This is a genomic window from Halovivax asiaticus JCM 14624 (assembly GCF_000337515.1).
In the GTDB taxonomy this organism is placed as follows: domain Archaea; phylum Halobacteriota; class Halobacteria; order Halobacteriales; family Natrialbaceae; genus Halovivax; species Halovivax asiaticus.
In genome coordinates, this window is sequence record NZ_AOIQ01000014.1 from 405782 (window position 1) to 421995 (window position 16214).

General features: G+C 64.9%; 18 protein-coding genes and 1 other RNA gene. 4 read left to right on the forward strand and 15 right to left on the reverse strand.

Translation table 11 applies throughout. The features are described 5' to 3' along the window. Positions 1-7 precede the first annotated feature (7 nt). Positions 8-1330, reverse strand: a complete 1323-nt coding sequence (gene hisS / locus C479_RS09535; RefSeq protein WP_007701478.1) for a histidine--tRNA ligase — start codon at positions 1328-1330, stop codon at positions 8-10. A gap of 391 nt (positions 1331-1721) precedes the next feature. Between hisS and C479_RS09540 the strand changes: the two genes are divergently transcribed. Further along, positions 1722-2756, forward strand: a complete 1035-nt coding sequence (locus C479_RS09540) for a sensor histidine kinase (protein ID WP_007701480.1) — start codon at positions 1722-1724, stop codon at positions 2754-2756. Between the two features lie 107 nt (positions 2757-2863). Here the strand turns inward: C479_RS09540 and C479_RS09545 are convergent, their stop codons facing one another. From C479_RS09545 to C479_RS09570, 6 genes are all read right to left on the reverse strand, one after another. After that, complete coding sequence (locus C479_RS09545; protein WP_049907228.1) at positions 2864-3067, reverse strand: hypothetical protein; 204 nt, start codon at positions 3065-3067, stop codon at positions 2864-2866. A gap of 142 nt (positions 3068-3209) precedes the next feature. Beyond that, a complete protein-coding gene (locus tag C479_RS09550; RefSeq protein WP_152415852.1) occupies positions 3210-3989 on the reverse strand; it encodes a hypothetical protein in 780 nt (259 codons plus the stop codon). A 131-nt stretch (positions 3990-4120) separates the two neighbouring features. Beyond that, a complete protein-coding gene (locus C479_RS09555) occupies positions 4121-4831 on the reverse strand; it encodes a hypothetical protein (protein ID WP_152415853.1) in 711 nt (236 codons plus the stop codon). A 222-nt stretch (positions 4832-5053) separates the two neighbouring features. Then, on the reverse strand, positions 5054-5647 hold the full coding sequence (locus C479_RS09560) for a DUF7411 family protein (protein WP_007701484.1): 594 nt from the start codon (positions 5645-5647) through the stop codon (positions 5054-5056). Continuing rightward, positions 5647-5994, reverse strand: coding sequence for a DNA-binding protein (locus C479_RS09565; protein WP_007701486.1), 348 nt, complete (start codon positions 5992-5994; stop codon positions 5647-5649). The genes C479_RS09560 and C479_RS09565 overlap by 1 nt, the downstream gene beginning before the upstream one ends. Positions 5995-6093: 99 nt before the next feature. Continuing rightward, a complete protein-coding gene (locus C479_RS09570; RefSeq protein ID WP_007701488.1) occupies positions 6094-6549 on the reverse strand; it encodes a 30S ribosomal protein S19e in 456 nt (151 codons plus the stop codon). Positions 6550-6651: 102 nt separating this feature from the next. Between C479_RS09570 and thiL the strand changes: the two genes are divergently transcribed. Beyond that, the gene (gene thiL / locus C479_RS09575) at positions 6652-7566 is read left to right on the forward strand and encodes a thiamine-phosphate kinase (RefSeq protein WP_007701490.1); all 915 of its coding nucleotides are present in this window, start codon (positions 6652-6654) and stop codon (positions 7564-7566) included. Positions 7567-7599: 33 nt separating this feature from the next. On the opposite strand, the gene C479_RS09580 is transcribed toward thiL, so the two are convergent. The 5 genes from C479_RS09580 to rnpB all read right to left on the reverse strand — a co-directional run bounded on the left by C479_RS09580 (position 7600) and on the right by rnpB (position 13085). Beyond that, positions 7600-8718 (reverse strand): site-2 protease family protein, encoded by a 1119-nt coding sequence (locus C479_RS09580; protein WP_007701492.1) that lies wholly within the window; start codon positions 8716-8718, stop codon positions 7600-7602. Positions 8719-8927: 209 nt separating this feature from the next. Continuing rightward, positions 8928-9173: a DUF7123 family protein gene (locus C479_RS09585; protein ID WP_007701494.1), complete on the reverse strand. Its 246-nt coding sequence runs from the start codon at positions 9171-9173 to the stop codon at positions 8928-8930. A 486-nt stretch (positions 9174-9659) separates the two neighbouring features. Further along, the gene (locus tag C479_RS09590; RefSeq protein ID WP_007701496.1) at positions 9660-11369 is read right to left on the reverse strand and encodes a right-handed parallel beta-helix repeat-containing protein; all 1710 of its coding nucleotides are present in this window, start codon (positions 11367-11369) and stop codon (positions 9660-9662) included. Positions 11370-11740: 371 nt separating this feature from the next. After that, a complete protein-coding gene (locus tag C479_RS09595) occupies positions 11741-12562 on the reverse strand; it encodes a molybdopterin synthase (RefSeq protein WP_007701498.1) in 822 nt (273 codons plus the stop codon). A 101-nt stretch (positions 12563-12663) separates the two neighbouring features. Next, positions 12664-13085: RNase P RNA component (rnpB, locus tag C479_RS09620), an RNA gene on the reverse strand. Between rnpB and C479_RS17130 the strand changes: the two genes are divergently transcribed. Continuing rightward, complete coding sequence (locus tag C479_RS17130; RefSeq protein ID WP_449271811.1) at positions 13074-13202, forward strand: hypothetical protein; 129 nt, start codon at positions 13074-13076, stop codon at positions 13200-13202. The two genes, rnpB and C479_RS17130, sit on opposite strands and share 12 nt — an antisense overlap. A 245-nt stretch (positions 13203-13447) precedes the next feature. After that, positions 13448-14050 carry a TIGR00296 family protein gene (locus C479_RS09600; RefSeq protein WP_007701501.1) on the forward strand — a complete coding sequence of 201 codons (603 nt, stop codon included), beginning with the start codon at positions 13448-13450 and terminating at the stop codon, positions 14048-14050. Between the two features lie 89 nt (positions 14051-14139). Here the strand turns inward: C479_RS09600 and C479_RS09605 are convergent, their stop codons facing one another. The 3 genes from C479_RS09605 to C479_RS09615 all read right to left on the reverse strand — a co-directional run. Further along, a complete protein-coding gene (locus C479_RS09605; protein WP_007701504.1) occupies positions 14140-14571 on the reverse strand; it encodes a hypothetical protein in 432 nt (143 codons plus the stop codon). Between the two features lie 80 nt (positions 14572-14651). Beyond that, positions 14652-15818 (reverse strand): nicotinate phosphoribosyltransferase, encoded by a 1167-nt coding sequence (locus C479_RS09610; RefSeq protein ID WP_007701507.1) that lies wholly within the window; start codon positions 15816-15818, stop codon positions 14652-14654. Positions 15819-15885: 67 nt separating this feature from the next. Next, positions 15886-16214, reverse strand: a 329-nt coding sequence (locus C479_RS09615) for a PGF-CTERM sorting domain-containing protein (protein ID WP_007701519.1), incomplete at its 5' end; no start/stop codon positions are given.

Sequence of the window (16214 nt, forward strand, 5' to 3'; positions counted from 1 at the left end):
CGATCGATCACTCGAAGTCGTCGATGCTCGGCCGCTCGCGCTCGCCGGGGAAGTCGTCGACGGGCGCGGTAACCTGGTCGCCGCTCTCCATGTCCTTGATCGTCACCTCGTCGTTCGCGAGGTCCTGTTCGCCGACGATGACGACCGTCTCGGCGTTGATCGAGTCGGCGTAGTTCATCTGGGCGCCGAAGGAGCGCCCGGCGACGTCGCCCTCGACGACGTGGCCGGCTGCCCGCAGCTCGCGGGCGATCCGGGCGGCCGTGGGGCGGGTGTCGCCGACCTGCAGGACGTAGTAGTCGGTCGCGAGTTCCTCGTCGGGCCAGACGCCGGCGCGCTGACAGAGCAGCGAGAGCGTCGCGTAGCCGGGTGCGACGCCGACGGCGGGCGTTGGCTGGCCGCCGTAGGACTCGATGAGGTCGTCGTAGCGACCGCCCCCGAAGATCGAGCGGGAGACCTCGCCGGTCGAGTCGAAGCACTCGAAGACGACGCCGGTGTAGTAGTCGAGGCCGCGGGCGGTGTCCAGCGAGACGGTGCAGTACTCGCGAGCGCCGAAGTCTTCGGCAGCAGCGAGGACGTTCTGAAGGTTGTCGACGGCCTCGGTCACCCGATCGGAGTCGGTGTGGGCGAGGACGGCGTCGAGGTCGTTTCGCTCGATCAGCGAGGCGAACTCCTCGGCCTGGTCGCCCGTGAGACCGGCGTTTTCCAGCAGCCTCAGGTACTCGGCACGGTCGACCTTCTCGGATTTGTCGACTGCGCGGATGCCGGCCTCGACGTCGATGTCGCCGGCTGCGTCCCCTGCCGTTCCTGCAGCGTACTCTTCGAAGAGCCCGCCAAGGATGTCGCGGTGAGAGATCCGGAAGTCGAAGTGCTCGCCGGTGAGTCCGAGGCTCGTCAGCGCGTCGGCCGCCCAGGCGAGGATCTCGGCGTCGGCTTCCGGCTCGCTGGAGCCGAAGATGTCGACGTTCGTCTGGTAGAACTCGCGCTGGCGGCCCTGCTGGACCTGCTCGTAGCGCCAGAAGGGTCGTGTCGAGAACCACTTGATCGGCTTCGAGAGCGCCTGCTGTTTCGCGACGACGAGCCGGGCGACGGTCGGCGTGAGCTCCGGCACCATCGTGACGTGCCGGCCGCCCTGATCCTCGAAGGCGTACAGCTCCTCGACGATGTCGTCACCGCTCTTGTCCGTCCAGATTTCGGCGCGTTCGAGCGCCGGCGTTCCGATCTCACGGAAGCCGTAGCGTCGGGCGGTGCCTTCGAGCGCGTCGATGGTCTCCCGACGGGCGCCCATCTCCTCCGGATAGAAATCGCGGAAGCCCTTGATGTGGTCGTACATAGCGGCCCGTTCGCGCGGGGCGTACTTTGATGTGTCCACTCGGATCCGGCCTCGGTTGCCCGTCGAACGATGGTAGAGCACCGCGGTACCGGCCGCCGAACCGTCAGGCGAGGCAGTGGCGAGACGGCGAACGTGGGACCGTCGGAACAACGAGATTGGGACTGCCGAGATAGCGGGCGTGCGATCGGCGAGCTAAGAGGCCGTGGAACTGACGGGCGACAGGCGGGGTACTGCAGTGTGACTCGTTCCACCGAACAACCGGTTCGAATCACCACTCCTCATTTTCCCCTGGTGGAGTCGCTAATTCCAGTCGCTCGGCACGATTGGTTCGAACGGGCGGGGCGTGAGCACAGCCCGGAGATTCATTTAGTCCCGGTTCGAGACACAGTTTGTGAACGCGACGGTCGAGGAAGACGACTGGGTGGCGGACGTCGCCGAGCGATTGCCCTTCTCGCCGCTGTCGGCACTCGGACTCTTTCTCGCGATGATCATCTCCGTTCGGACAGTCGTCGAGCAGACCACGTCGCAGGCCATCCTCGAAAGTATCGGCCCGCTGGCGGCCGCGACGGCGGTCGTGGTCGCCGATCGTTATCTGGTCAGTCGGGACGTCGCGCCACGGGACCGACTGACCGTCTTCGCTTGGGGACTCAGCGGCTTTCTCGCGGCGGCGCTCGTGACTGCCCTGCACCTGCTGGTACTCAGCATGGAGGGTGTTGGGCCGCGAAATCCACTGTATCTGACGCTGTTGTCGGGAACGATCGGCGTCGCGGCGGGGAGCGTCGCCGGCTGGTACGAGATCCGTCAGCGTGCCGCGGTTCGCGAGGCCCGCCGCCAGCGCGAACGCCTGGATCAATTCGCTTCCGTCGTCAGTCACGACCTCCGAAACCCGCTCTCGGTCGCCGACGGACGCCTGCAGGAGGCGTTCCGGACTGGCGACGCCGAACACCTCCACGTCGTCGACGAGTGCCTCGACCGGATGGACGAACTCATCGACGACAGCCTCTCGGTCGCCCGCAGCGGCTCCGAGGTGATCGACCCCGAACCCGTCCCGCTGGTCGACCTCGCCGCCTCCGCCTGGGACGCCGTCGATACCGGCGACGCCACGCTCGAACTCGAGGGCGATCGCACGCTCCGCGTCGAGGAATCGCGCGCCCAGAGCCTCTTCGAGAACTGCTTTCGCAACGCTGTCGAGCACGGCGGGGCCGACACCGTCCGCGTCGGCCCGCTTCGAACCGGCTTCTACGTCGAAGACGACGGCACGGGCATTCCCGAGGACGTGCGCGACTCGCTCTTCCAGCAAGGCGTCTCGTCGAGCCAGGACGGATCGGGACTCGGGCTCGCCATCGTCCAGGCCGTCGCCGAAGCCCACGGCTGGGAGCCGACCGTGACCGAGAGTGACGAGGGCGGCGCCCGGTTCGAGTTCTGAGAAACCCGCTCGGAGGGTTCTCTTCCCCACTCGAACACAGCGGCTGAAACGGGGCTGAACTGTCACTACGCACAGTTTGTCGGTCGACACTGGTCGACGCGCGCCTGTTAGTCGTCGAGATCGGCGTACTGTCGAACCAGTCCGCACTCGGGACAGCAAAACGAATCGAGAGTCGCGTAATCCCCGAGACCGAGTCGCTTTAAAATCCCGCCGTCGCGCTTCGTTTTGACGTAGAGCGTGCCTGCCCCGTCCGTCGTGACGGTCGTCGGTTCCATCTCGACGGCACACGTTGGACACCGAGGATCGGTCATCGGTTGCCCGTTGTGTGCTTCACCATTTACATTTCCCCCTTCGGCCGACCGTCTCGCTTTCCGGTTCGGCTGCTGATTCGATTCGGCCATTGTCCCGCCCACGCGCTCGAATTCGCCCGTAGTGCCGGTGAGAGGTCACTACTCACGGTAGCTGGTACGCATCGAATCGACGAACAGCTCGTCGATAGGCGATCACAGATAATACGGCCGCAAGGAGTATCGAACTGACGAAGGCACCAATGTGGATGGTTGCTGGTGTCACGCCGAGTTCTGTGGCGACTGGCCTCCTGATCTCCCCGACGTAGCTGGCGAACGCGGGAAGAGCGACGAGGACGAGTACCCCGATTGCCTGGCCAGCGTAGCGGAACGGTTCGTTGCCCTGTTGTCCGTACATCCACGGAAGGCTCGCCAGTGGGAGTGACGGGACGACGACAAACGTCGAATACGCAAATTGCATTCCGAGCGCCATCGAGGTCGTGATCGCACAAACACAGAGGAGGCACCCTAACACACCGACTAATATGAGTTCGACCACTCTCACCGGGCTCCCGATTCCGGAAAGTATCGTGAGAAGGAGCGTCAGTGGGATGCCAAGTGTGAGCCCAGCAAGCAACGTCCCGCGGCTGATGTCGTGGCCCGATACAGCAGTGAGTGTCGTGGGTAGCCCCTGATACTCCGCAGGGAGAACGTATATCCCGAACCCAAGGCCCGTTCCGAGCGCGCAGGTAACTGCAATTACAAGCGGCGCGACGGCCGGTACTGGCGAGGGACTGAGTGCGTATGCCAGAACGCCACTTCCAATGAACGTCAGGAGACCGAACATCGAATGCGCTGCCCGCGGAACTCGGCGTTCCTGAACTAACCGCTTCCGGGCGACAGTTAGTACCGGCCGTGAGACCCGGCCAGCGAACGCCTGATCCATGAACCCGTCACCGATAATCGGCCGTGAGCGATGGGTTGGCGCTGACTTCGTTCCGTCAGTCTGCCAGACCTGTCTCCCGAGTACTGATGCCGAGCCAATGAGGAGGGCCACTCCCGCTGTGAATAACCCGATCACGCCGATGCTACGACCCACGCTCCCACCGATGGTGGCATCCCCGACCAGGGCCAGATCGACGAACCACGCGATCGGGAGCCTCCCAGCACGGTGAATAGCACCTCTCCCGACAGTGACGAACTCGTCACGACGAACCACGCGAGCACAGGCAAGCCGTAGAGCACGATCGAGTACAACCGCGTGAAGAGGACGGACCGCCGTTTCAGATGCAATTTTGCGAGTCCGAGTGTGCTCCCGCCGACGACGAGTAGCGTGAGGAGGGCGCCGCCCGCCCCCACGATCGAGACGACCATCCCGGGAGCACCGACCCCGAGCGCAAATCCAGTTGCGAGGCTGCTGACTGGCAGCGCCAGGAGGAGTGTATACTGGGTGAGTAGAAATCCAACGACCCCGAGGACGATCTCGCGCGTCCGAACCGTCGTGAACAGGTGATCGATGGCGAGCTGCTCGAACGTCACGGCCGCACGCCTGGTGGCATTTGCCAGAACGACCAATCCAAGCACTGTGGTGACGGCCTGTATTACGCCGATCGGCAGCGTCAACTCACTCTCACCAACGCCCTGGCCCACACTGTAGGCCCCGATACCGATGCCGATCGAAAGGCCAGCGATTGCGACCGTTCTGAGCGCTCGCTTGGCGGGTGATCGGCTATACTGCCGCCGGTGGCGGAGCCGTTCGATGTGTGCGATGAGGCGGCTGTTCCTCACAGTTGTATCCAGGGACATGACGGTCGCCGTCTATCTTTCCCCGACGACAGTATGATACAAAAATTATTTCACTTGAATCAAACCATCTCTGGTGAGTGGGCGTTTGTCTCGGTCGGAAGGGAGAGGCAGCCGCTCCCCTGAACGGAAGTGAGAATCGGGTACAGATAGGCGCTACAACGGTTACAGCCATCGATCCGGCCGTTTTGATTGGGCTGATCTGCCCTACCGCCGGCCCGTCACGTGCGTCTGGTCGTGATCGGGGAAGCACTCGGCGACGGCCTCCTGGCCGCCCTGATCGGCGATCACGGCTCGTAGTTCGGCCTCGTAGTCCGCGCGCGGGATCTCCTCGCTCGGACCGACGGTGACGTCGAGCGTCGAGTCGACGAGCCTGTCGACCGCGCCACGACCGAAGCCCGACAACGGGGCGACGTAGTCGACGTCGTGGCGATCTTCGAGGCTCTGAGCTTGGGCGCGCGAGACCGTTGGGACGCGGTCGTCGCGTCGAGTGCCGTCGGCGATGGCGTCGAAGTCGTCGGCGGCCGCCAGCGCCTCAAGCGCTTCCTGGTGGACGTGCTGGATACCATTTCGGGGGAAGCCGTCCTCGCGGATGCGTTCGGCGGCGTCGTGAGCGACCGCGTCGTCGAGTTCGATCCGGCGAAACGGCAGGTCGAGTTCGGCGGCGGCGCGTTCGGCGTGTTGCCAGTCGTCGGTGATGCCGAAGTGTGCGGTCGCCAGGGTGACGTCGTAGAAATTCTCCAGGAGCAACGCCGCGAGCGTCGAGTCCTTGCCGCCGCTGTACAGCAGTCCCAGTTGCATTAGCGTCGGCGGATGTCGAAGCTCTTTGTCTCGGGCTTCAGTTCGGTCAGCAGTTGTTTCATCTTCTCGTCGTCGATCTTGCCCTGGATGCGCCCGCTCCGGGCCAGCGCCACGACCTGGCGTTCGACCTGTTCGCCGAACTGCTCTTTGCTCATCTTGACCGTGTTCAGGCGCTTTCTGGCGTCGTCGGTCAGGTGCTGGCGCAGGACGGCCTTCTTCTGGGCCTCGGCCTGTTGCTGGGCGGCCTGCTGGGCCTCGGCGTTGCCGCCCTGTGAGTCGGCCCGCTCTTTCAATTCCTCCATGCGCTCGCGCCGCAGTTCGTCGATCTCGTCGTCCGCGTTGCTCATACGTGTGCGATTGGGTCGCGGCGGGGAAAATGATTACGGAGCCTGCTCGGAACCCGCCTCGATGCGGCGGTCGAACTGCTGCGATGCCTCGAACGAAATTTACGCGTAGCGCTCGAGTTCCGGTCGATCGAGGTCCGAGAGGACGGTACCGGCAGTTTCGTCGAGGAGGCTGCGGCCCTCGGCGGTGATGCGGCGTCCCTCGCCCTCGGCGGTCTCGACGTAGCCGGCGTCCTCTAGCTGCTGGAGGATCGTCCGGATGACGTTCTTCGAGCCGTCGGCGCGCTTGTCGGGTGCGACGCGGTAGCGGGTCGAGCCGCGCTTGGAGCCGCCGTAGGCCGTCGAGAGACGCTCGACACCGACGGGGCCGGTGTCGGCGACCTTGCGCAGGAGGCTGGCCGCGCGGGTGGCCCAGAAGTCGTCCTGTTCCGGGGGGAGTTCGTTACTGACACCGCTCTTGGCGAACGGCGCCCAGTCGGGCTCGTCCAGTTCGTCGTCGAGGTCCGCGGCGACCGCCTCGATGAGGGCGTCCGCCGGGACGTCGTACATCGTAGCCATTGCCCGAGCGTATCCTTCGGCGCCATTTAAGGCCATCGTATCGGCCTGGGCCGCCCGGTCGTGGTCGGGGCGCTTTTCTCACGGGCCGTCCAACCCGCCCGTATGGACGAGCGCGCGGCACTCACCCTTCTGGGAGACGAACTCGCCCACGCGGGCGACGACGCGGCCGTCGTCGACGGCCAGGTGCTGACGACGGACATGCTCCACGAGACGACGGACTTCCCCGAGGGGACGACCCGGTACACCGCCGGGTGGCGGGCGGTCGGTGCCTCGCTGTCCGACGTGGCCGCGATGGGTGCCGAGGCGACGGCCGCCGTCGCCGTCTACGCCGCGCCCGAGTTCGACGACGAAGCCCTCCTCGCGTTCGTCGCGGGTGCCCGGGACGTCTGCGAGCACGTCGGGGCACAGTACGTCGGCGGCGACCTCGATCACCACGCGGAGTTCACGGTCGCCACGACTGCCCTCGGTCGTGTTCCGGAACCGGCTGGCGCAGTCGAGCGGCAGCACGCTCCCCCAGTTCGTCGCAGCGGTGCCCGTCCCGGCGACGTCGTCTGCGTCACCGGCACGCTCGGTCGGAGCGCCGCCGCCCTCGAACTGTTCGACCGGGGCGCGATCGAGCGAGCGAACGACCTGTTCCGCTTCGTCCCCCGGATCGACGCCGGCGTGGCGCTCGCCCCGCACGCGAGCGCGATGATGGATTCGAGCGACGGCCTAGCGCGCTCGCTCCACCAGCTCGCCGACGCCTCGGACTGTGGGTTCGCCATCGAGTCCGCCACCGTGCCGGTCGACGATGCCGTGTCGGCCGCCTACGCGGACGAATCTAACGACGCCGTTCTCGAGACGGCGCTCACGTTCGGTGAGGACTTCGAACTCGTCTTCACCGTCGCTCCGGATGCACTGGAATCGGTGCGAACGGCGGTCCCCGTCGACGTGACGGTGCTCGGCGAGGTCGTCGCGTCCGGCGTGACGATGGACGGCCAGGCCCTTCCCGACGACGGCTACGATCACGGGGCGTGACCGTAGTTCGCCGAATCACGATCCGACGCCGAGCTACCCGACGATTTCGATCGGAACGGGCGTGAAACACAGCGTTCCCAGCCCGAAGGTGAGCGCCCCCAGCACTCGTCGACGGGAGTCGAGGCGTTCCTCCACGAACGGTTTCGCCGGGCCGGCGATCGCGAGCAGCGTCGTCAGGACGGCCCAGAGGATCCAGACGGAGGCCGCCTGCCCGGTGTGATCGGTGAGGAAGTAGAGGTAGCCGGCGAGTCCGAGCAAGGCTGCGGGGACGAGCGCGCCGACGGTCTCCTGATCGGGGCCGATCATCGCCCGGAGGATGTGCCCGCCGTCCAATTGGCCGACGGGGATGAGGTTGAGGAGCGTGACGAACATCCCGACCCAGCCGCCGATGACGACGGGATTCACCATCGTCGTCGGATCGCCCCGGTACAGCGGCTGGTCGAAGAGCGCGGCGAGCCCCTCTAGCAGGGGTGGGAAACCCAGATGTAACTGGACGGCGTCGGGACTCTGGACCACCGCCGCGGGCGCGTGTATCGGATCCATGTGCAGGCCGACGGTCGTCACCGTGACCGTGGCGACGAGGCCGGCGAGTGGACCCGCGACGCCAATGTCGAACAGCGCTTTCCGGCTCGGCATCCGACCGTTCATCTTGATCACGGCGCCCAGCGTCCCGATCAGCGTCGGGATCGGGATGAAGTACGGGAGCGAGGCCTGGACGCGGTGGTAGCGACTCGCGACGTAGTGACCCATCTCGTGGACGCCAAGGACGAACAGAATCGCCGCCGAGAACGGCCACGCCCGGAGGAGCGCCGCGGGCTCGGCGAACGGATCGATGTGGTACCAGAACGTCCCGGCGAACAGCGTCGAGAGCACTGTCGCGACGAACAGGCCGATGTGTTTCCACGGAATCCCGTCGACGCCGAGCGACTGGGGTTCGGCGACGAGCGCAACGCGCCCGCGGGCGCCGCGCAGTTCGAGCTCGTACCCGGCGTCGTGGAAGGTCGGCCACAGTTCCTGCGTCACGGCGTCGGGCGAGACGCGCGGCTGGCCGACGTAGACGAGTTTATCGGCTGACCGATGGATTTCGGTCACGGCGAACACCGACTCGATCGCTTCGAGCGGCGGTCCGTCGGCCGGCGACTCGGCTGCCATCGGCGGCACTTGGTCGTCCGTCCGGATAAATCGCCTGTTGGCTCGCAGTCACCGATCCGTCTCGGCGCTCACCCTCGCCGCTCGTTGCTCGCCGTGGTCGGTCCGGATGCGTCTCTCGGTGTGTGAAAACGGGGTGAGAATGCAGGGTGTTGCGGGGACCCGGGTCGGCGTCGTCCGCCGACGCAACCCGAGAGACGGTTTCGTTCCGATCAGGCGGCCTCGACGCGCCACGTGGTCGCGCTCGTGTAGGACCACTTCTCGACTTCGAGGTCGTCGGCGGACTCCGCGAGGGAGACCATGAGCGCGCCGATCTCTTTCGGGGAGAGCCCGACGTCGTCGGCGATGAACTTCCCTTTGAAGTACATCTCGCCATCTTCCGCTCGTTCGCGCAGGTACTGCTTCAGGCGACGTCGCTTGGTGTCGGTGGAGGGTGATGCAGTCGTGCTCATCGTCATCTGACCCAACCGGCCGGGACCTGTTATAAAGGGAGGTTACTTTGGCACGTTTCGTGTTCGTTCACGATACTGGCTGGTAATGAACGAATAGCTGGCGTTTCGCCGACTCTTCACGAATGGCTCAAAAACGCTTAGACGTTTTATAATCCTTTCTTATCTTTTATTCGCGTGGATCACTTCGGCCGCTAGTGTAGACGGATAGTAATCAAATAAACTGGGTTTTTCTCGGTACCTGAATACTTTCGGGCCGTTCATCTGCGCGCTCTGGAGTCCGTTGAACAATCGGTCTGGTGGCCGAAACCGGTCGGCAACGTTCCTGATACTGTAATAATGGCAAGTATTCGGTGTTCATTCACGCTCTCAAGCTGACCAACGGATGGAGAACGGTGGCGCCACTGTAGTCGGGGCGTGTGGGGCTCGATCTCGTTGGCCGGTGGGCGCGGTAACTGGTTCGCGGGGTAAAACCGGCGATTCGCGGGCTACCGCCTACGAGTAGGTTTGCCCGTTAACTTCGATCTCGTTCCCGCTGCCGCCGGAGATTTCGATCGGGCCGGAGCCGTTGTCCGCGGCGCTGTTGCCGGAGCCTTGCGTGTCGTTGGAATCTTCCACGTCGTAGCCGTAGTCCCCGTTATCGTCGGAGGAGTTCTTGGAGAGAACGTTTCCATCTGATTCGTCGAGTTCGATGCCGTTGTCACCATTCTCGTTTGTGGTGTTTCCTTTCACGGTGTTCTCGTCCGACTCGTCGAGATCGATGCCGTCGTCGTCGTTGTCGTTGGCCGTGTTGTTCTTGATCTTATTTTTGTGTGAATTGTCGAGATCGATGCCGTCGTCTCCGTTGTCGTTCGCGATGTTCCCCGCGATCGTGTTCTTGTACGAGTAGTCGAGGTCGATCCCGTCCGCACCGTTGCCGGTCGCTTCGACCTTCGCGATGGTGTTCTTCTTCGAGGCGTCGAGGTCGATCCCATCGTCGTCGTTGTCGTCCGCACGGATCTTTTTCAGGGCGTTTGCGTAGGACAACGTGAGCTGGACGCCGTCGTCGCCGTTGTCAGTCGCGAGTACGTACGAGAGCGTGTTCTTCTTCGATCCGAGCAGGTACACGCCGTCTTCGTCGTTGTCTTGCGCTTCGAGGCGCGAGATCTCGTTGCCGTTCGACAGGACGAGAGCTAACCCGACGAAGTCGTTGTCGTTCATCTCGTTTCTCTCGATGGTGTTGTCGTCGGATCTCCAGAGGATGGCTCCGAAGGCGTTGCGCCAGGACCGGTTCTTGACCAGCGCGTTCCCGTCGGCGTTCACGAACAGGAATCCCGGGCCCCAGTTGTCGGCCGGATTGTTCCACTTGAGCGTGTTCCGGCTCGATTTGTGGAGGACGAACCCGAATCCGCTGTAAACCGCGACATTGGACTTCAGGGTAGTCTTGTCGGAGCGGTAGAGGTAGTAGCCAACCAGGGTTTCATCGGTCCGATTGTCGTAGATAGTCCCACCTTTCGTGTGCACGAAGGCGATTCCGGTGGTGCACCGTTCCACGTTGAGGTTCTTGACCGTCACGTTGGAGAGGCGGTCCCGGGAGTCGCCCTTCTTGCCGTCCTTCTTTCCGTGCTTGCCGGATTTCTTGTGGTGCTTTCCGTGATGGTGGGGCCGAACGAGGACGCCGACTCGTCCGACCTCCCACAGTCGCGGCCGCTCGCCGTTCATGCCGAGCGAGCCGTCTGTCACCGCATCCAGGTCGATCGAGTCGTCGAGCGAATCCAGATCGAGCGAGCCGTCCGTCACCGCATCCAGGTCGATCGAGTCGTCGATCGAGTCCAGATCGATCGCGGACGGACTCCTCGGCCCGTTCAGGGGACCGTAGCACGAAATCGTGTGGCCCTGGCCGTCGAGCGTGACGTCGCTCGCGCGGATCTCGATGCAGGCGTGCGTGTGGTCGTGGTGGTGGCCGTTGCACCCGCAGTCGCCGTTGTTGTTCCCGTTGTCGTTGTTCCACTCCAGATCGCTCTCCAGGACGTAGTGACCGGGCTCGTCGATGACGTAGCCACAGTGGTCGATCACCGTGACGCCCTTCTTTTTCTTGTGGTCTTTCTCTTCGTCTTCGCCTGCGCTCACGGCGCCGGTGCCGAGTGCGGCTGCGCCAGTCGCAGCGGCGCTCCGAAGGTACCATCGTCGGCCAATTCGCGAATCGCCGGTGTCATCGTCTGACATGACGATTGAGGCAACCCTGACTGACTATTTAGCTACGCAGTAGGTATAACAGAGCCGACTATTCGACGAACCGGTAAATACGCGAGTGACGGAGCGTACCGGATTCATTATCGTCACCATCGTTGAAACGTGTATTTCGTGCGTACGGGGGGCAGAATGGGCGGCTTACGGCCAATATCGGGGTGAATGGGTCGCCTACGCCGATCGTCGGTGTAGCCGTTCGGCCGTATTCGGAGTGTACCGGCCGTTTGGGCGCCATTACTGGGGCAAACCGGCGACAATCCGCCCGGTCCGTCCGGCTGCTCGCGACCCGGCGAGATCCGTTTCGCTACCCACTTGCGTGCGAAACGCAGTCTCCCCTTCTGGCGCCCTCAGCGGCGCTCGTGCGCCCAGAACTCGTCGTCGACGGTAACCTCCTTCTTGAACAGCGGGACCTCGTCTTTGAGCCGATTGATCCCGTCCTCGACGGTACGAAACGCCTCCCGCCGGTGGCCGGCGAGGACGACGACGAACACGATGTCTTCGCCCGCCGGGACGATACCGGTCCGGTGGTGGAGTTCGACTGCGAGCACGCCGTCGCGACGGGCGAGGTCGGATTCGATCGCCACCAGTTGCTCGTCGGCGAACCCGTCGTACTTCTCGAACTCGAGGTGCTTCGTCCGGACGTCGTCGGGACCGTCTCGCGCTCGCACGCGCCCGGTGAAGGTAGCAATCGCCCCTGCTCGATCGGCCTCGGAGGCGTTCGTGACCGTCTCGACGAGCGAAGCGAGCGTCTCGTACGATTCGCGCTCGTGGAGTGCGTCGACGATGGTTTCGAGGTCGAGGTCGCGCGGGTGCTCGACGATGGCGAGCGGATCGTTCACGCCCCTGGCCGGGCCGCCGATCACGACCTGTGGCTGGGCGAGTCTGTCGACCCCGTCGACGATCGCGTAGTCACAGTCGCTCGCGAGCCCATCGAGCGCGTCTCGAACGGACAACCCGGTTCCCGTCGCCGCCCAGTCGCCGTCGGCTCCGAGCTCGTACGTGACGTCACCGCCATGGCGCTCCGGCCGGCTCGCCGCACCGTCCGCGATCGTCGCGTCGTACCGGACGACACCGACTCGGCCAGCTTGTCCGAGTCGATCGGCGACGCGATCGACCGCCTGGTTGCGACTGTCCGTCGGCGCGTCGCCGGTGATGCCGAGAACGTACATGTGTCTGTAGAGGCCGTCTCACGGTTTGTACCTGTCGTTCCCTGCGGTATCCGTCACGTCGCTTTCGCGGGTATCGTCGCAGTGGCTCCCTGGGAAAAACTGGGTGAGAGGAGTAAGCCCCCTTCTGTTCGGCCCGGCATTTGGCTAAGCGTCCACGCCGCCCACGGCGATGCCGTGGCGTGCCGAACTACCAGCGACGTGGACTTGCACCGGTGAGGATTCGCCGTTCCATCGATCCTCGGCCATCGGAAGCGTGGTTCTCGTGTCTGTGACACCCTGAACCGCGCTGTTCGTGCTCGCGGCGTTTGCCGCTCGCTTCGTCGTGGTTCTCGCCCTTCGGGCTCCGAACCACGCATCCCTCGGCGGGTCAACTCCCCTTCCTTTCGGTCGGGTTCGCTCGCCTCATCGGTCCGGCCGAGACGTGTCGTTTCTGTTCCAGAGCCGGCGGTCTCCCGCCCCGGACTTGCGTCCGGTCACCCGTTCGGCAGGTGGGGGGACTTTCCTCGCAGGCGTGGCCCGTCCCGGAGGGACGGACCACGTTGGCTGCGTCGCCCATCTCGGAGAGATGGACACGCTACTGACGCGCCAGGCCTCGCGGCGTGGTGCGACCGACGCGACGATCGTCGCGCTGTTGGCGTGACCGACGCTGGCTAACCAGGGCACGGTCACGGTGCAGGGACGAGTCGTGCTTCTGGACGACCCACCCCCGTTCTCCGGGTATCCGGAGTCATCGAGCGTCCCGTTGCCGGGGCACTCGTCGCGGCAGTCGGGCTCTCTCACCCATTTTGCGGTAGGAATCGCCCACATTTATGTCTCGCGGTCGTCACAGTCGTGGGGGCGTACGAATGGAAGCGCTTTTGGGTGGTAATCCCTATGTACTCGTGTATGTCCCAGGGACAGGGTGTCGAACTTTCCTACGAGGACGGTGCTCGCGCGGTCGAACTCGCGCGTGAAGCCGTCGAAGCGTTCGTCCGACACGGGCAACGAGAGCATCCGGGTAGCATGCGAGAGGCGTTTTACGAGCGAACGGGCGCGTTCGTCCGCCTCGAGTCGACCCGGGGCCGCGGCAGCCTCCGTGGCTGTGCCGGCGGCTATCGCACCGACGACCAGCTCGGTCACGTCATCGTCGACTCGGCGATCGGGGCCGCGAGCGAGAACTCCTGTGGCTCGGAGGTCACACCGACCGAACTCGACAATCTCACGGTCTCGGTCTGTGTGGTTCGGAACGTGATCCTGACCGACGATCCGCTGGCCGACATCGACCTCGGGGCCCACGGTGTCGCGATCGAGGGGCGCGGTCAGTCCGGCTGGCTCTACCCGACCGTCCCCGTCGAGAACGACTGGAGCGACCGCGAGTATCTGGATCGTACCTGCCGCAAGGCCGGCCTCCCGCCGACCGCCTGGCAGGACGACGACGTCGCCGTCACACTCTTCGAGGGACACGTCTTCCGCGAGCGCGCATCCGACGGCACGATCGAAGAACTGTAACGGCGGAGCCGATCGCTGTTCCTGACAGTCGTCTTTCTCGGTAGTCGTCTCTATACGAGCGGCCGGAATCGGTGCGATTGCGACGCCGCTCACGCCCGCCGATCGAGATGCTCTTCGAGCGCTTCCACGATGGCCGGCTCCGTCTCGATGATATCCGCCCGCGACCACCTTCTGTCCAGCTGTGGGAAAGGACGGTGTAGGACGATGGCATCGTTGGTTACGCTGAAGCCGCTACTCGTCTCCCAGGCGAAGTGGGTGCGCTTGGTGGGTCCCCACCGGATCGGTCGTCGCTCCAGCCCGGTCGTCGTCGCCCGGTAGGTATACTCACTCTCTATCACGGCCAGGACAAGTACCAGAACCAGTCCACCAGTGACCATCCCGCGTATCGGCGGATCACCGCTCGAGACCCACACCAACCCGTAGAGACAGGCGACACTCAGCGCCGTCGTGAGCCGGATCACGAACGTGCGTTTCCGAGGTCGCCTGGCCGTCCATTCGATCGGCACATCGGCGGCCGCCATCACTGAATTATTGGGGCGGAAAATTATAAATTTCACCGAAGTCTTTCCAGAACGCACTCCGATCGTTCTAGGCTGGAGTGTTATGGAGCGTCTTCCATACCGCCGAACCCGACAGCCTCGGCGTCGGCCAGACACCGGTCGGTGGCCTCGTCCAGTGTTGCCTCCCGAACGACCTCGCCGTCGCGGACGAGTGGTTCGAGGAGTGACTCGCCCTCGTCCGGCCCGTCGCCATCGGCGAGTGCGACGTGGTGGCCGCCATCCGGCGTCCGGTAGACGTCCTTCACGCCGGAGAGTTTCCCGCGCTTGGAGACGGGTTCGCCGTCGATGGCGACGATATCGAGACTGAAGTCGAGCGGGTCGGCGTTCGTGACCGCGCTTCCGACGCCGAAGCCGTCGGCGACGTCGCGCAGTTCGCGGAGCTGGGTGGGGCCGAGGCCGCCGGAGAGGAAGAGGTCGACGTCCTCGCGGCCCCGAGCGTCGAGTTCCCAGCGGACCTCGCGGACGATGTGGCGGAAGTCGCCGCGCCGGGAGCCGGTCGTGTCGAGGCGGACGCCGTCCAGGTCCTCGCCGAGTGTCTCGGCTGCGAGTAGCGTTTCCGCGACCTCGTCCCAGAAGGTGTCCGTCAGGGCGATCCGGGGGACGCGTTCGGGGACCGCCGCGTCGAACGCCCGCCAGGCGTCGGCCTGGTTCCCTTCGCCGAAGCAGAACATGAGCGCGTGGGGCATCGTGCCACTCGCCTCGCGGTCGAGCAGCTCGCCCGCAGCGACGTGCGAGAAGCCGTCGAGGCCGGCCACGAGGGCGGCGCGCTCGACGACCGACGCCAGCGCGGGGTGGACGTGGCGGGCGCCGAACGAGAGGACGGTCGACTCCGGCGCGGCTCGCCGACACGACAGGGCGGCCGTCGCGAACGCGCTCGGCTGGGAGAGCAGGCCCAGCAGCGACGTCTCCAGTTCGGCGAACGCGCGGTAGTCACCCTCGATCCGCATGACCGGCCCGCCGTCGAAGAGCCGGCCGTCGGCCAGCGCGTCGACGTCGACCGCGCGCCCCTCGAAGAGCCGCGCGGCCTCGGCGACGCCGGTGAATACCTCGAACGAGCCCGTCGGGAACTGGTCGGCCGTTACCTCCGCGACGACGCGTGGGTTCTTCCCCGCGTGCGCGAGCGCCTCGTCCATCCGGCGGAAGTACGCGTCCGTGGCACGGCCATCCGCGATCGCGTCGGCTGGAATCGTGCCGAACGGTGTCGTCATAGCTGACCGTTCTCGTGCGGGGAATAAAGCGTATTCGTCCGCCACTGGCGTCGTTCGTCCGAGAACGCTACCGTCGGTGGCGAACTGCGACGGCGAGGAGCGTTCCGATCACGGCAGCCAGGACGCCGAATCCGGGAATCGGATCGTCGTCGCTGTCGTCACCCCCGGATGCACTCTCGTCACCCGATTCGCTTTCGCCGTCACCGGATTCGGATCCCGCGTCACCGAAGATACTGTGATCGATCGTGTGCTCGCCGTCGGGGGCCGTTCCCTCGTGAATTTCCGAGAGTTCCGCAGTCGTCGGGGCGCGAACGATCGTCACGGTCTCACCGTCCTGCTCGATGGCGTAGGAGCCGGGGTACGCCTCGTCGATCCGGAGCCTGTCTCTTATACACA

Excerpts from the sequence above, each read along its gene's own strand:
- hisS (WP_007701478.1), bottom strand. The coding sequence starts at position 1,330 with ATGTACGACCACATCAAGGGCTTCCGCGATTTCTATCCGGAGGAGATG.
- C479_RS09545 (WP_049907228.1), bottom strand. The coding sequence starts at position 3,067 with ATGACCGATCCTCGGTGTCCAACGTGTGCCGTCGAGATGGAACCGACG.
- C479_RS09550 (WP_152415852.1), bottom strand. The coding sequence starts at position 3,989 with ATGGATCAGGCGTTCGCTGGCCGGGTCTCACGGCCGGTACTAACTGTC.
- C479_RS09560 (WP_007701484.1), bottom strand. The coding sequence starts at position 5,647 with ATGCAACTGGGACTGCTGTACAGCGGCGGCAAGGACTCGACGCTCGCG.
- C479_RS09565 (WP_007701486.1), bottom strand. The coding sequence starts at position 5,994 with ATGAGCAACGCGGACGACGAGATCGACGAACTGCGGCGCGAGCGCATG.
- C479_RS09570 (WP_007701488.1), bottom strand. The coding sequence starts at position 6,549 with ATGGCTACGATGTACGACGTCCCGGCGGACGCCCTCATCGAGGCGGTC.
- thiL (WP_007701490.1), top strand. The coding sequence starts at position 6,652 with ATGGACGAGCGCGCGGCACTCACCCTTCTGGGAGACGAACTCGCCCAC.
- C479_RS09580 (WP_007701492.1), bottom strand. The coding sequence starts at position 8,718 with ATGGCAGCCGAGTCGCCGGCCGACGGACCGCCGCTCGAAGCGATCGAG.
- C479_RS09585 (WP_007701494.1), bottom strand. The coding sequence starts at position 9,173 with ATGACGATGAGCACGACTGCATCACCCTCCACCGACACCAAGCGACGT.
- C479_RS09590 (WP_007701496.1), bottom strand. The coding sequence starts at position 11,369 with ATGTCAGACGATGACACCGGCGATTCGCGAATTGGCCGACGATGGTAC.
- C479_RS09595 (WP_007701498.1), bottom strand. The coding sequence starts at position 12,562 with ATGTACGTTCTCGGCATCACCGGCGACGCGCCGACGGACAGTCGCAAC.
- C479_RS09600 (WP_007701501.1), top strand. The coding sequence starts at position 13,448 with ATGTCCCAGGGACAGGGTGTCGAACTTTCCTACGAGGACGGTGCTCGC.
- C479_RS09605 (WP_007701504.1), bottom strand. The coding sequence starts at position 14,571 with ATGGCGGCCGCCGATGTGCCGATCGAATGGACGGCCAGGCGACCTCGG.
- C479_RS09610 (WP_007701507.1), bottom strand. The coding sequence starts at position 15,818 with ATGACGACACCGTTCGGCACGATTCCAGCCGACGCGATCGCGGATGGC.